Source organism: Paraglaciecola psychrophila 170, from assembly GCF_000347635.1.
GTDB classification, from domain to species: domain Bacteria; phylum Pseudomonadota; class Gammaproteobacteria; order Enterobacterales; family Alteromonadaceae; genus Paraglaciecola; species Paraglaciecola psychrophila.
Map to the genome: position 1 here is coordinate 1004938 of NC_020514.1, position 14606 is coordinate 1019543.

General features: G+C 41.6%; 13 protein-coding genes, 1 pseudogene and 1 riboswitch. Of the genes and pseudogenes, 3 read left to right on the forward strand and 11 right to left on the reverse strand.

Annotation, left to right across the window (positions count from 1 at the left end; translation table 11 throughout):
* Nucleotides 1-382: 382 nt before the first annotated feature.
* The gene (locus C427_RS04415; protein WP_015430467.1) at nt 383-1363 is read right to left on the reverse strand and encodes a transposase; all 981 of its coding nucleotides are present in this window, start codon (nt 1361-1363) and stop codon (nt 383-385) included.
* A gap of 625 nt (nt 1364-1988) precedes the next feature.
* Between C427_RS04415 and C427_RS26175 the strand changes: the two genes are divergently transcribed.
* Nucleotides 1989-2186, forward strand: a complete 198-nt coding sequence (locus C427_RS26175) for an XRE family transcriptional regulator (RefSeq protein ID WP_034898991.1) — start codon at nt 1989-1991, stop codon at nt 2184-2186.
* Between the two features lie 689 nt (nt 2187-2875).
* Nucleotides 2876-3010, forward strand: coding sequence for a hypothetical protein (locus C427_RS24545; protein ID WP_007636765.1), 135 nt, complete (start codon nt 2876-2878; stop codon nt 3008-3010).
* A 115-nt stretch (nt 3011-3125) separates the two neighbouring features.
* Here the strand turns inward: C427_RS24545 and proB are convergent, their stop codons facing one another.
* From proB to C427_RS04470, 10 genes and pseudogenes are all read right to left on the reverse strand, one after another.
* Entirely contained in the window at nt 3126-4295 is a 1170-nt protein-coding gene (gene proB / locus C427_RS04425; protein ID WP_007636766.1) for a glutamate 5-kinase, read from the reverse strand.
* Between the two features lie 565 nt (nt 4296-4860).
* The gene (locus C427_RS04430) at nt 4861-5745 is read right to left on the reverse strand and encodes a cobalamin-binding protein (protein WP_007636768.1); all 885 of its coding nucleotides are present in this window, start codon (nt 5743-5745) and stop codon (nt 4861-4863) included.
* Nucleotides 5742-6344 carry a cob(I)yrinic acid a,c-diamide adenosyltransferase gene (cobO, locus tag C427_RS04435; RefSeq protein WP_007636770.1) on the reverse strand — a complete coding sequence of 201 codons (603 nt, stop codon included), beginning with the start codon at nt 6342-6344 and terminating at the stop codon, nt 5742-5744. Before cobO ends, C427_RS04430 begins: the two co-directional genes overlap by 4 nt.
* Nucleotides 6337-7870 (reverse strand): annotated as a pseudogene (locus C427_RS04440) (cobyric acid synthase). Before C427_RS04440 ends, cobO begins: the two are co-directional and overlap by 8 nt.
* A gap of 3 nt (nt 7871-7873) precedes the next feature.
* Entirely contained in the window at nt 7874-8524 is a 651-nt protein-coding gene (locus C427_RS04445; RefSeq protein ID WP_007636772.1) for a histidine phosphatase family protein, read from the reverse strand.
* Nucleotides 8521-9057 carry a bifunctional adenosylcobinamide kinase/adenosylcobinamide-phosphate guanylyltransferase gene (cobU, locus tag C427_RS04450; RefSeq protein WP_007636773.1) on the reverse strand — a complete coding sequence of 179 codons (537 nt, stop codon included), beginning with the start codon at nt 9055-9057 and terminating at the stop codon, nt 8521-8523. The genes C427_RS04445 and cobU overlap by 4 nt, the downstream gene beginning before the upstream one ends.
* Nucleotides 9058-9079: 22 nt before the next feature.
* On the reverse strand, nt 9080-9856 hold the full coding sequence (locus C427_RS04455; RefSeq protein ID WP_007636774.1) for an adenosylcobinamide-GDP ribazoletransferase: 777 nt from the start codon (nt 9854-9856) through the stop codon (nt 9080-9082).
* Between the two features lie 10 nt (nt 9857-9866).
* The gene (gene cobT / locus C427_RS04460; protein WP_007636776.1) at nt 9867-10961 is read right to left on the reverse strand and encodes a nicotinate-nucleotide--dimethylbenzimidazole phosphoribosyltransferase; all 1095 of its coding nucleotides are present in this window, start codon (nt 10959-10961) and stop codon (nt 9867-9869) included.
* A 47-nt stretch (nt 10962-11008) separates the two neighbouring features.
* On the reverse strand, nt 11009-12031 hold the full coding sequence (locus C427_RS04465; protein ID WP_007636779.1) for a FecCD family ABC transporter permease: 1023 nt from the start codon (nt 12029-12031) through the stop codon (nt 11009-11011).
* A 2-nt stretch (nt 12032-12033) separates the two neighbouring features.
* Nucleotides 12034-12861: an ABC transporter ATP-binding protein gene (locus C427_RS04470; protein WP_007636781.1), complete on the reverse strand. Its 828-nt coding sequence runs from the start codon at nt 12859-12861 to the stop codon at nt 12034-12036.
* Nucleotides 12862-13034: 173 nt separating this feature from the next.
* Nucleotides 13035-13185: riboswitch (cobalamin riboswitch) on the reverse strand.
* 280 nt (nt 13186-13465) lie between these two features.
* Between C427_RS04470 and C427_RS04475 the strand changes: the two genes are divergently transcribed.
* On the forward strand, nt 13466-14578 hold the full coding sequence (locus C427_RS04475; RefSeq protein ID WP_007636782.1) for a hypothetical protein: 1113 nt from the start codon (nt 13466-13468) through the stop codon (nt 14576-14578).
* Nucleotides 14579-14606 lie beyond the last annotated feature (28 nt).

The window sequence follows — 14606 nt, forward strand, 5'->3', positions numbered from 1 at the left end:
TTCTTAGGAATTCAGCCACTTCGCGAAGCAGAACAGACATTACTAGCGCAGGCGTCTGAATCGATGGAAAGTGTTCAGTTGCTATCGTATTTAAACGTGATATCAAATTTTTCATCTGGTTGTAAATTACATACGTTTTGACAACGTTTTATCAATGATAGTGGTGAAAGATTTGAGCGCCGCTATTGTTACCAAGCCACCCATAATAGATTTTGAAAACCAACTTCAAAAAAAATCGTTTTTTTGTATTGAAATGGATGTAATTGACTGAGTTATGACGTTAAGCGTTAGTTTATGGCTAATTGCTGGGAGTAAGAAGTGTTTTACGGATTTGTAGACACAGCTATGCCTTGTTGACTATAAGTTGACTGGTTTATTGCGGTTATGCGCAGCGCAGCAAGGTTTTCGCTTTACCCATACCTCGAATTCGTTGATGCCCGGTGTGCTCTTTAAATTGATTCATCATTTGCTCTGCTCCGGCAGCATAACAAAAGTGTTTTTCAAACTCAGTGGTGAGGGTGAGCCATTGTTCGTCTGATAAGCCTAATCTTTGCAGTATGGCTTGCTGTTGCTGGTCAATATGCCCTGCTTTGTCATCTCGGATGACTCTTCCTGTGATATCGACTAGCTCACAGTAGTCTTTAAGGGAAAAGGGTATACCTTTGGGCATATCTTGTCTGGGGTTGCCGACAAAAGGCATCAACACATTTTTAATAGATGGCTGTTTTATCGATTCTAAACGTTTTTGAATGCCCGTGTATTTTGATGTTTCAGGCGTATCCGCTATCTTGGCTCGGATCGGATTCAGGTCAACATAAGCCATACAAGACAGCAATGCTGCATCATCTAGTAAGGCTTGAGATTTAAACCGACCTTCCCAGAACCTCCCCCTGCAGTCATCTTCTTTGTTCGCTTCTCTGGCTATGTGTTCATTGAGATTACGCATGAACCAGCTTATGTCATGTAAGCGCCTGCGATACTCGGTGATGGTGTTATCTAAGGTCTGCTGTTGTCCTTGGTTTATCGTGTCTCCTCTAACAAACATTTGGGTAAGCAATGTGCCTCGATGCAAACGATGCCAGCGCTGAGCCACGTTATTATCTGACCATACCTGCGTTCGTTTCACATCCACATGTAACACCATATGCACATGATTACTCATCACCGCATAGGCACATATGTCTATGGCAAACACTGAAGATAAAAACAACATCCGCTTTTCAACCCATTCACGGCGGTGTTCAAAACTTTGACCTGAGTATTTATCTACACCGCACAGAAAAGAGCGCCGCACACAATTGGAAATACAATGGTAATAAGGGGTATCAGATAAACTAATTTGGCTGCTACGTGGCTGGGGCATGGCATCAATCCTTTGATTTAATTCCTAATCAAAGCGTAGTTCGTCTTGGTAGTTAGTCAAATTGTTATGGGTGGCTTGGTAAATTTTTAGTTAGTCAAATTGTTATGGGTGGCTTGGTAAATTCTTAACCAAATTCCTTCTTCATTATTTTCTTCTATTCGGTAAATAACATTATTTGGTGAACCATATCCTTTTACCTATAAGGGGGAAGTTTACGTCTGCTATATAACAGGCACAAACTGCGTTAGTTACATCTAATGCTCTGTGCCTCTGAGAACAAGTTAAGTATTAAAATAGAATTCTTAATAAGCTTATCTATCGTAATATATTGACTAAAAGAGCCTTCTAGCTTGTCTTTTTTTGTGAACTAATGTAACAATTTAGCCGTAAAGATTTACACAGGCTTAGTAAACCTTATTATCAAATATTGGTAGTCACTTTCCTAATAAATAATACACAGGTGTTAATTTTTAGCCGTCTGATTCTTCGTAATTCAGCCAATTCTTTGCAGCGGTGAAGAATTAATATAAACTTGACTAAGAAAGTACTTTTTAATTACAGACTAAATGATTTTGGATTACGCCATTTCATTGATGTTACAACTTGCTCGGATAGCCTATAAAAGATGGATAAACAATGTTCGGAACTAATGATCGAGATCCACAGTTTACTCGATTTGAAAAATACACCCATTAAAAATGCGGTTAGAGTGTTAGGTGTGACGCCGTCACAAGCTAGAAAATTAGCTAAAGGTGATATAAACAAATTTAGTGTTTTTGAACTGCAAACATTTCTTAAGCGACTCAACAGTGCTAACCCATAATGGCACTGAACCGTTGTTAAAAAACGATGAATTGCAGTCATCCAATTAGTTAAAAAGTAATACCTGAATCGTGTTTCCCCACTTTTCCCAAGTAATAACACTACTTTGATAGCCTGAGTTTACTAAAGGCCATTCGTTAGTGAGTCACTATTTAACCGTTTTGAAATCGACATCATAACCGACTCTTAAAGCGTATTGACGACCTCTCATTGTTATTTCTGCGTCAAACTCGCCTTTGTCTTTGGAGTCGATGTATATACATCCAATAACGCACTTTTCATCGAGGTAACAACCGTTAAGCAAATGGTGGCTTTCTTTGAAATTCTTTTTGGTGCCAGCCTAAGTCAATCACACTTTTTAAAGCGATAATTCCACTGCTGGTCATGTGGAATTTTACCCAAACACACCATGTAAATCCACGCGATCAGACATTACTGCATCTTAGTTTTTAATGACATCATTTGCTGTGAGTGTGCAAATTTGAAATTGTTTATGCTTTAAAACTGTGGGAGCAACAAACTCTTGGGTACTAGGTGTTTCGTGTGAGCGCTAGACACCAGAGTCACTGATAATAAGATGCTATTAGATACTTCATTTAATTTCTTAGTTGTGATATTTAAACGTCAATGGTTACCACTGGTGGTAAGTTAGTTTTTCACAGTAAGTGTAAATGATGGGCTTTAAACAAAGTGCCATCGTCCGACACCAAGAGACTAAAACACTCTGTTAATCTGGATAGTGAGGATGGTGAAGATGGTGAAGATCATGCGGGTCGTGCAGAAAATTTAAAAGATAGCCGAGATGCGTTAATACGGTTTTATTAACGCATCTCGTAAAGTGTCTAATTGTACTCGACAACTCCCCCTAGGCCACTTGAAATTGGCTATAGTGCAAGTCAATCTAGTATTCGACCTAGGCTCTGAGTTTTAGTTAATCACTTTAAACGGGTTCATCCCAAGAAAGATGATGCTCAGCCAACACCACTAAATTTTCACTATTAATTAAGCGATGAGAAGCTGCATATCCAAGTATATCTTTTACCTCTTCATCAGGACGACTTGAAAGTATCGCGGTTTCATCTGATGAAAAGTTACACAATCCACGTGCTATTTCATCGCCTTTTTCATCATAAATGTGAAGCACATCTGCGCGCTCAAAGTTTCCGTGTATTGACACTACATCGTGACATGAGAATCCGTCATCACCACCATATAATGAATCAGCAACATCCTGTTTTATGACTAAGCTACCTGCCATTTGCAGACGATCAGTCAGCCAAATATTCCATGCCGATGAAGGCGATGAGTGAGCGATACATTTAGTATGTTTGCGTTCGCCGCGGAGTATTGCAGAAACGGGATCTTCCATCGTTCCTCTGGCAATAAAGGTCGTACAACCAGCATTTTGTGCCATATTGGCTGCTTGTAATTTAGTTAACATACCACCAGTACCTAAAGAACTGGTGCCGCTTGCAGCTTCCATATAACTGCTCACATCCTCGATAGACTCTACGAACACTGCGCCTTCTTCTGAAGGATCTCGGTCGTAAACACCATCGATACAGGTTAAAATAAACAAATACTCTGCACCAATCATCTGCGCAACTTTTGCTGCGAGTCGATCGTTGTCGCCAACGCGAATTTCTTCAGTGGTCACGGTGTCGTTTTCGTTTACGATGGGCATCACGCCTTGTTTTATCAAGCGATGTACCGTATTTTTAACGTTCAGAAATCGGCGTCTATTTTCGAGATCATCTAACGTCACTAATACCTGAGCAATATCAAATCCATACTCAAGCGCAATTTGCTTGTAAGCGTGCATTAATATCGGTTGCCCACAAGCTGCTGCCGCTTGTTTATCTTGAACACTGGCGTTTTCAATGGTGCAGCCAACAGTATTAAGACCTAATGCGACAGATCCAGAGGACGTCAGCACCACTTCGTAGCCTTGGTCGCGTAGCAGAGAAATATCAGCAAGCAAGCCATGCATAAATGCAAAACTAGGAGTTAAATTCTTAACGTTAGCTAATAGGCTTGAGCCGACTTTAATAACTATACGTGGATTTTTTCGTGGGAAGGTTTCGTTTGTTTGTAGTTCAGATGTGGGCAAAATTACTCCGTACTTTGATTAATTAAATAAAATAAATAAGTTGAACCGATAACAAAAATGGGTTCACAAAATTTCAAATATTTTCAGAATGCACCTTATAGTATAACGTTAATCCCTAATACTGAAGCGACATAACTATTTTGACCAGTTTTCGGTCACTTAATAAAGATGAAAGATGACAGTTTTTGACACTTGTTTTAAGTTTACTTGTACTTTCTTCAATGGCGTTTGATTCATTGAAAGACTCAAATCTGTTTGGTGCTGTTGTTCCACCCAGAGCTTAAACTTGTCTTTTGGTTGTGGCTCAGAGTGATAATCAAGTATCAAAAGCCAGCGCAGATAAAGTAAAATACAAGGTTTGAAATGGCTTACTCAATTTCAAACCTTAGCAAATGTTTATGGACATAAATACTAAGAGTATTTGAGTGAGGGTAGCGAGAAGAACAGAGCGGTATTCAGTTACAAACTTAAAATCTAACACCGCAAATTCAATAATAAAATTCAACATTATAGAATACTGAGTTTAACGACAGTTTCTCACGGGGATGAAAGTCAGAACATTGTTTTAGCTCTGTGTTTGGTAAAATTGCCTAGCAGTATCAATCTGTTCGCACAAGATAACCACTTCATCCAACATACGCGTGGTCATACGATGTGTTTTGTCGGCATTAGGATGAAAGATAAAATTATTTATTACCGCTGGAATATGCTGCCATTGCGGCCAATTAAGCCCATCTGGGCTGTCTGCGCTATGTTGACCTGGTTGAATAATAACCTGGGGTAAGGTGACTAGTACTTGTTCGAGCCCAATTGAGGGGTAGTCGTCTTGGGCGTTTGCAAATGGATTACTGGCTCCGCACAACTCGATTTGTTGCTGGGGCCATGCTTGGTTTGCCACGGTGCGCAGGGGCCGTGACCATAACTCATAAAACACACTGACTTTACTTTTGTTGGCGTAAGTGTGTTTAATTTTTTGAAGTTTTTTCATATATTCTGCAGCTATAATATTGGCCGCGGTTTCTCGACCTGTGACTTTGCCTAACATGATTAATTCTTTCGCCACATCTTCTAATGTTTGTGGGTGCGAATAAATTATCTTGAGTTGATATTTTTCGAGGCGCGCTAAGTCATCTGCCGGATTGCCAGTTTTCCAAGCAATGATCACATCAGGTTTAAGTTGAATGATTTTTTCGATTTGTAAACGTGCGTAATTGCCTACCCGCAAAATATCTTCCGCAGCTTTAGGGTAGTCAGCATGGGCGGTGGTACCAATGATTTGTTGACCCGCTCCAATTGCATACAATGATTCCACAATATGCGGCGCAAGAGCAATTATGCGTTGTTTTTGAAGTGAGTCATCACTAGTACCTTTAGCCACGGATTGGTTGGCATAAAAGCCAACCAAAACGTATAACAACATACTTAAAAAGCGGTCTGTTGTGAGACTCACCAATCAATACCTTTTTGTGCTTTTATGCCATTGTCGAAAGCATGTTTGACAGGTCTTACTTCGCTGACTGTATCTGCCATTTCGATGATTGAGCGATGGCAAGCGCGGCCAGTGATAACCACGTGTTGATCTTTTGGCCTGGCGGTTAACGCAGCCAATACTTCATCCAAATCGATATATTTGTAAGTGACCATGTAGGTAATTTCATCTAACAGCACCACATCAATAGACGGGTCTTGCAGTAATTTTTTACTGTGTTCCCAAGCCGCTTGTGCCGCTAGTTTATCCAAGTCTTTGTCTTGGGTTTCCCAAGTAAAACCGGTGCCCATTACATGAAATTCCACGCCGTTTTTTTCCAATAAATTGCGTTCACCGCATTCCCAGCCACCTTTGACATATTGCACCACTGAGGCTTTTAATCCGTGTCCAACCGCTCGGGCAATGGTACCAAAACCTGAGGTGGACTTGCCTTTGCCGTTGCCGGTAAGCACTAGCAGTAGCCCCTTATCTTCTTGGGCAGCGGCAATACGTTCGTCTACTTTGGCTTTTTGTTCTTGCATACGCGTTTTATGGCGGTCGTTATCTTTTTCATCAGTCATGGTGTTTGCTCTTTGTTTGATTTGAGATAAATGTGTGTATTTTTTGCCAGTCTAGATGTGCCTTACAGGCATCGGCTAGACGGTCTAATTCATGTTCTTGTTGGCTAGCATAAGTGTCGACTTTATCGGTATCTGCACCAGCCCAAGCGGTAATCTGTTGCAACGCTTGTGGTGAGTCGAACATGCCATGTAAATAACTGCCTGCCACTTGGTTATCTGCGCTGATACAGCCCTCAAGTTGGCCATCATCTAGTTGTCCATTATCTAATAAAGCAAAAGCGTTAAAACCATCCTCTCGTTCAGTGTGTCCAACATGAATTTGATAGCCTGACACTGTTACTTCGATACCATTATTGTGAACGTCTGCTTGTAATCTTAATTTACCCTGACTGTGTGTCAGCTGCTTTTCACTGTGTAGTGTGGTGTGTATGGGCAGATACCCCAGCCCCTTAGATGACCCTATCGTGCCTTCAATCCCTTTGGGGTCGTGGGTGGTTTGCCCTAACATTTGATAACCGCCACAGATTCCTAATACTTTGCCTGCGTAGCGCAAGTGTCTGGCAATATCTTTATCCCAGCCATGTTTTCTAAGCAGTTCAAGATCTGCTCTAACATCTTTACTACCAGGTAAAATAATAAGATCAGCTGCGGATATTCTTTGACCTTGGCGCACAAAGGTCAGTTCAATTTGAGGATGAGCCCGCAGCATATCAAAGTCGGTATGGTTACTGATCTGCGAAAATACGGGTACCGCAACACGCAAACGTATATCGTCTTGGTCAATCGTTTGATTGGCTTGAATGGCATCTTCTTCGGCGAGTTGTAAGTCCATTAAGTAAGGCAATACCCCTAAAACCGGTTTATGGGTGCGTTGTTCTAACCAGTCTAAACCACTTTGTAGTAAGGTAATATCCCCACGAAACTTATTGATCACAAAACCAACGACACGGTTTTGTTCACTTGCCGAAAGTAGTTCTAATGTGCCGACTAAATGGGCACACGCACCACCCTTGTCTATATCCGCCACTATGATCACTGGGCAGTTCACTGCTTCGGTAAACCTCATGTTGGCTATATCACCTTCACGCAAATTGATTTCCGCTGGATTACCCGCACCTTCAACCATGATAACTTGATACTGATTTACTAAACGCTGGTGGGAATCTAGTACCGCTTGCATCGCCACTTTTTTGTAGTCATGATAATCCTGAGCCTGCATGTTACTGATGGCTTTACCATGAACAATGACCTGAGCATCGGTATCGCTGCTTGGCTTCAGTAATACTGGATTCATATCAACATGAGGTGCTACACCTGCAGCTTGTGCTTGTAACGCTTGGGCACGACCTATTTTCACCTCCGTCAGCAGTCACCGCAATATTTAATGCCATGTTTTGTGGTTTAAATGGCGCGACCTGATATCCCAAACGTTTTAAACAACGACAAAATCCTGCTACCAACACACTTTTTCCCGCATCGGATGTGGTGCCTTGGATCATCAAAGTGGCGGCTTGAGTGTGTGTCATGTTTTATTCAAAATCTGCTTGTCCGAAATCAGCCGGTAGGCCAATAAAAGCCACGCTTGGTTTAGCGTCTGGGCAGGCAGGAATAATAATACGGGTCAAACTGGCGTGACCGATTTGTAATTGACTGTACCATTCTCCCGAGCGCCAGTCTGTGGGCAGGATATGCGCCAATATTTGCCTGATAACACCACCGTGGCATAACACTAAGTTGTTTTGTCCGTGGTGTTGTTTGCACAGTGACTGCCAACTTGATACGACTCTATTATGAAACGTTTCTAGAGATTCACCCTGAGGCGGCGTATTGTGGTCTGGAGCTTGCCAGAATGAGGTCATTAAAGGCCATTGCTGAGAATGATCATCAAATTCAATTCCGTCCCACTCACCAAAATCACATTCTTGCATACCTGACTCAACTTGCAATGTTAGCTGGTTATCAGAGGCGAGTTCCTTAGCAAAATCATGGCATCTCCTTAAGGGAGAGGTAATGATATTGTCCAGATTGTACATACGACTAGTTTGGAGATGCATCTGTTGCCACCCATCTCGACTTAAAGCCACGTCAGTTCGACCATACAAAGCTGGTGGGCCATCAATCTGACCATGACGCACTAGGTCGAACTGGGTGACGTTTGACTCGTTTACATCGTCTGTCATTTTGATGTGTTTTTTAAGGCAATAGGCAAACCTGCTGCAATAAAGGTCACTTTATCCACTCGGGCTGCCAAAGCTTGATTCAACCAACCTGCTTGATCGACAAACTGACGACTGGCTTCTCCCAAAGGTATGATGCCTAACCCAACCTCGTTGGACACTAAAAAGATGTCACACTTACAGGCTTGAAGGGCGTCGAGCAATTCACTGAAGAGGATTTTGAAATTTTGTCCAGGGTACTCAAATAATTGATTATTCAGCCACAAAGTTAAACAATCAATCAATAAAATTTGCTCAGGTAAATATTCGGTTTCTGCTAAAAGTAAGTTGAGATCCATTGGCACCTCAGCCAAGCGCCAATAGTCAGGGCGTTCAGCTTCATGATAAGCAATTCTTTGTGCCATTTCAGGATCGCTGGCCGTAGCCGTAGCAACAAACGTAACCGGTAAACCTGTTTTTTCGCTTAGCAGCAGCACTTGCTCTAAAGCAAAACGTGATTTGCCCGAACGAGCTCCGCCTAGTACCAGATGTATCATGTGTTGACTCCTTTTTTTATTATTATATGTTCGACAAAATTATGAGGTAAATCAGTAATTCTTGTAGTTGTTGTGCTGTGCCTAAGCAATCTCCGGTATAACCACTGATATGTTTGTTAATCCAAAATCGCAGCCAATATCTTAATATTAAGCAACCTACTAACAAGTAAATAGTTGTTAAAAAAGGTAACAAAATGCAAGCTGCTGCCCCTGTTATGACAACGAAGTTCAAATTTTTTGGGCTAAAAGGTTTGGCAAGCGTCTCGCTTTTACTGTCACTACCGGGAACGTGATTGGATATGTAATACATGTCTTGCACTAAGCTAATCGCCATAGCTCGAGATAAGGGATAAGCGACTAATAAGCTAATAACAAGCATACCTTGATTGGCAAGGGTGCTAAGTAGCATAAATTTGCTAAGTAATGCCATGACTAAGGCACAAGTACCATAAGTGCCAATTCGGCTGTCTTTCATAATGGTCAACTTATGCTGTTGTGTATAACCACCAAAAAAACTGTCAAAGGTGTCTGCTATGCCATCTTCGTGTAATGCGCCTGTCATCAGTAGGCTAAGTATGATTAACAAACACAGGGCTGGTGAGCTGCCAACCAATGGCTGAATGACGACATAGACAGCCACTAGGATTACTGCCAGTAGCCAACCCACTAATGGGAAGTAGCGAGTTGCCCTGCGCATTTTACTGGGGCTGTATTGAATATTTTTAGCCATCGGCAGGCGACTAAAAAAACTCAGCGCCAGCAAAAATAAGTTTAACTGATAGTTAAGCCATGTTTTCATTATTGCTGACTCATACAGTGACTTGTGCACTGTCAAAAGTCGCCATATTGGTATAAAAATTGGCTGCAACTTTAAGTAAAGGTACCGCTAAAGCTGCACCGGTACCTTCACCTAAACGTAAACCCAAATCTAATAATGGTGTGGCATTAAGTTCTTTGAGTAATAGTTGATGGGCATTTTCTGCTGAACAATGAGCAAACAGCATAAATTGTTGTACCTGTGGCGCAATACGAGTGGCAATCAAAGCCGCAATCGAGACAATAAAGCCATCGACTAATATGTTTTTACCGGCGCTAGCAGTGGCCAGCATAGCCCCCACTATTTGGCCAATTTCAAAGCCACCGACTTCTACTAATGCAGATTGTGGATCTAACGTATCACTTGCATATCGTTGTTGGACTCGCTGAAGAGCAAGGTCGATAAGGTGGATTTTTTTATTTAATTGTTCTGATGTAATGCCTGTTCCGATCCCTGTGGTTTGCTGGGCGGGTAAACCGGTTAAAACACTCAACAGGGCTGATGCGGCACTAGTATTGCCAATCCCCATCTCACCAAAACCCAATACGTTAGTGCCTGTTTGTAATTGTTGTACAGCGGCTTGTTGACCCATAAATAAACATTGTTCAGCTTGAACATGTGTCATGGCAGGTTTGATAGAAAAGTCAGCTGTGCCTGAGGCAATAGACTGATTAATTAACATAGGATGCGGTGTTTCTATTGGCTGTAACATGCCAGCATCAATGATTTTAATCTGTATATCTAAGGTGTAACAAAAACAATTAATAGCCGCGCCGCCTGCTAAAAAGTTTGCCACCATTTGCCTAGTCACTTCACTGGACGCGATACTCACACCGTTTTGTGCAATGCCGTGGTCGGCTGCAAAAATCATAATGGTGGGGTGGTTTATTTCAATATATTGGTAATTGCCTGAATGATACCCTTGAGTAAGGCTTAACTTTTTAGCGATACTTTCAAGCTGACCTAAGGCGCCGATGGGTTTGGTTTTAGTGTCGATGTGATGTTGAATGTCAGGTAACTGAGCGTGATCCAGTTGTGGAATATTCCAATATTCAGATGTAAAAACCGGATGTTGAGGTGTGTGCATACTCTTCGGATTACCTTTTAACTGTTTAACTGGCTAATAGCGGCTTGCTAACTGCGTTTTTGGCTCATTACGATTAGAAAAAACACACTGCCAATAGCAGAGGTGATAATGCCAATGGGAATTTCTTGATTGGGCAGTGCCACACGCGCCAACACATCAACCCACACCATAAAACATCCTCCGAGTAACACGCAGCCTATGGTGACGATACGGCTGGTAACGCCCAACCAACTTCTAACGATATGTGGGATCATCAAACCAACAAAACCTATACCACCACAGTAAGACACAATGCAGGCGGTGAGAGCGGCACAAATTGCCAGTGATAAAACCCGTAAACGAGCGACCTGTACGCCTAATGTTTTAGCGTTCTCATCGCCAAGTAAAAGTGCGTCCATATGCCTGCCATAAAGTAACAATATTGCCACGCTCACCACCACTACCGGCAGCATTACCCAGGCATACCAGATTTCTACTCGGGCTAGGCTGCCCATTAGCCAAAAAATCACTTTGTTGGCGGCAAAAGGTTCGCCTAAAAACAATAAAAAATGACTCAGTGCACTGAGCATAAAAGACACGGCTATGCCTGCCAGCAACATATGTTCGGTTTTGCTGCCAAAGGTTTTTGACACCAAAATTTGTACCAAAAATACCGAGAACAATGCGCCTAAAAAAGCAGCAAAAGGTAAGGCCAATGAAAATGATAAATCAGGAAATATTTGCATCAGCCCAATTTGCTCAGCTAACTTGCTGTCAAATAGCAAAGTGGCAATACTGGCACCTAATCCGGCACCGGATACCACACCAAATAAATAAGGGTCGGCTAAACCATTGCGGGTGATATTTTGCAAAGTGGCGCCCGCTACTGCTAACCCAGCGCCGACTAAAAACCCAACAAATACTCTGGGCGCACGAATTTCCCAAAAAATCATATTGTTCACAGGGTCTTGGCAACCCTGGGTTATACAATGAATGAGCTGACTATTAGATAAATCTGCGGCGCCAAAGAACAGTGCACCAATAGGTGATGCAAACACGAGTACACATAAAATTATCCATTTTTTATTCATATTCACGGTTTCTCAATAGACTGTGGCAAGTCTATTTCAAGTTCATCAGGTGGATAAAAGTCAACTCGAAATACCGCATTGTTAGTGTCATGTCTTATTTGGCAAGGGATCTTAAATACTTGTTCTAAGCGTTGTGAGGTAAGCACCTGTTCAGGCGGACCTTGCGCGACCATTTCACCTTGGTCTAATAAGCACAGATGGTCACAATAATTAGCCGCTAAATTTAAGTCATGTAGACTCATGACCACTGTGATATTAAGCTTATGCGCTAGGGAGCGCAGCAACTTAAGCACCTGGTGCTGATAATATATATCCAGATGATTAACCGGTTCGTCTAGAACAATCAGTGCGGCTTTTTGCACTAAGGCGCGGGCAATTAAACCTCGCTGTTGTTCGCCACCAGATAAGGAATTAAAACTTTGATGAACTTTGTTATCCAGTCCTACCCGGGATATGGCATCGCTGATACTTTTGTCGTCTTCGGGGGTTTGTCTACTGAGCAATGACTTGTGAGGTAACAGGCCCATTCGCACTATTTGGTATAGGTCTAAAGCAAAGACACTTTCGTTTAGCTGATTCACTACTGCGATTTGTTTTGCCAAAGACATAGGATCGTAATCTGTTAGGGTTTTATTATCCCAACTGACACTATGATGACTGGCTACTTGCCCTGATAGCATTTTAAGTAAGCTGGTTTTCCCCGCACCATTTGGGCCTAACACCCCCATGACTTTGCCTGAGCCAACATTAAGACACACATCAGACAATATCTGCTGTTGACCTATTTTTAGATTTACATTGTTGGCAACAAGGGAGCAGGGGTTAGACATGCACGGACTCACACTCACACGTAAGAATTAGAATAACATTCACAATCAAAGTGTTGACTCAAATAGCGAGAGCAGGGAAACACATCAAAAAACAGCATGAAAGCTGTAAAAATAAAATGTTATCCGTGTGTTCCCGCACGAAAATTTAAAGAGTATCTTGAATTAGGTTAGCTACTTCAAGATTGTATAAGGCTGGTATCTGACTGACGTGTTATATAAACGTTTACAGTTGCGGGTACAGTTTTGGATTTTCACCAAATTCCCAATTATTTGGGTGTTTATTGCGAGCAATATCAACCCAAAACCTTATTTATAGGCGACGAATATAGCAAGTAAGTGAATGGGATTCGAGGGGTAATTGGTTTGATATGGTGTTTTATGCCCTAGCGGGCACTCGCATCCTTTTGACCTGCTAATTTTTAGGACACTTTACCGGTGGCTAATCATAATACCACCCGTGGTAGTTTCGACCAGAATGACAGTTCAAATCTTGATAATTATGTAGCCGTTTACCTATTTCGTCGCATAGTACTCCATCAGTAGATACATCAAAACGTCATAATTACATGCCATGATTAGGGATTATCATTGTGAGCGTTAGACTATGTTAGCAACAATACAGTTTGATTCGATTAAAACCCGTTTAATCATTATTATCGCGGTGTGTTTGTTGGGAATGCTAGTGTTGGTTGGTAACCAAATTTATAACACTGACAGGTTAATTAACCTCAATAGTCAAAGTAAACAGTTACTTAATTTAAGTCATGAGTTACTGCAATTACGTCGTCATGAAAAAGACTTTTTATTACGCCGAGACCCTCAATATGTGGATAAGTTTAGAATACGAGCCGAAGGTTTTTCTCATCAGATCACCCAGTTAAATCCTATGTTTGCCAAGCTAGGTGACAGCGACACCTTATTTGATGAACTCAGTCTTAGTTTTACTCAGTATCGCACGCAATTTTTTTCGTTGGTCAGTTTACAAACTCAAATTGGACTAGATGAAAATAGTGGCCTTCAAGGGCGTTTTCGTCAGGCCACTCATAGTTTAGAAGAGCAATTGCAACGGTCCAATCAAACTGATTTACAAGTACTTATGCTACAAATGCGCCGTAGCGAGAAAGATTTTTTACTCCGTAAACATTTAGATTATGTTGAACGTGAGACACTATTTTACCAACAATTATCCTTAGCCATCACTCAAAGCAACCTGATTAATGTTCAGCTACAACAACCCTTATTGGACATTTACCAGAACAGCTTTTTGCAGTTAGTATCGGCTTATCAAACTATTGGCTTAGATCATACTCTGGGTTTACAAGGTAAGTTTCGCGAGCAAGCCCACACACTGGAAGAACAATTAACTAGGGTGAATAGTAAACTGGCAGTCCTCATTAATATTGCTGAAGAAAGGGTTGAGCGTATCAGCTTGTTGATTATGACAATTACCACTTTGGTATTAGTTACGTTATTGATTAAAAGTTATATTACCTTTCAACGGGCTTTCTTAAATTTTGTAATGTTTTTCTATCGATGCAAACGAGAATATCAGCATATGGATAGCAAAAAACTGGGGTTCTCAGAGTTTAAATATTTAGCCACCATCGCCAACGAAATGATCGACGCCCGTTGCGATATCGAGCGTCAGCTGCAAGCGGCCAATAAGCATATTGCTGAATTAGAAAAAGTGAATGGTGGCAGCGCTAAGGCCCAGTGAACTGTTAGTTAACCTGAACTTGGATTAC

Bases quoted from the DNA above. Each gene is read 5' to 3' on its own strand.
- C427_RS04415 (WP_015430467.1), bottom strand. From the start codon at position 1,363: ATGCCCCAGCCACGTAGCAGCCAAATTAGTTTATCTGATACCCCTTAT.
- C427_RS26175 (WP_034898991.1), top strand. From the start codon at position 1,989: ATGGATAAACAATGTTCGGAACTAATGATCGAGATCCACAGTTTACTC.
- cobO (WP_007636770.1), bottom strand. From the start codon at position 6,344: ATGACTGATGAAAAAGATAACGACCGCCATAAAACGCGTATGCAAGAA.
- C427_RS04445 (WP_007636772.1), bottom strand. From the start codon at position 8,524: ATGACAGACGATGTAAACGAGTCAAACGTCACCCAGTTCGACCTAGTG.
- cobU (WP_007636773.1), bottom strand. From the start codon at position 9,057: ATGATACATCTGGTACTAGGCGGAGCTCGTTCGGGCAAATCACGTTTT.
- C427_RS04455 (WP_007636774.1), bottom strand. From the start codon at position 9,856: ATGAAAACATGGCTTAACTATCAGTTAAACTTATTTTTGCTGGCGCTG.
- cobT (WP_007636776.1), bottom strand. From the start codon at position 10,961: ATGCACACACCTCAACATCCGGTTTTTACATCTGAATATTGGAATATT.
- C427_RS04465 (WP_007636779.1), bottom strand. From the start codon at position 12,031: ATGAATAAAAAATGGATAATTTTATGTGTACTCGTGTTTGCATCACCT.
- C427_RS04470 (WP_007636781.1), bottom strand. From the start codon at position 12,861: ATGTCTAACCCCTGCTCCCTTGTTGCCAACAATGTAAATCTAAAAATA.
- C427_RS04475 (WP_007636782.1), top strand. From the start codon at position 13,466: ATGTTAGCAACAATACAGTTTGATTCGATTAAAACCCGTTTAATCATT.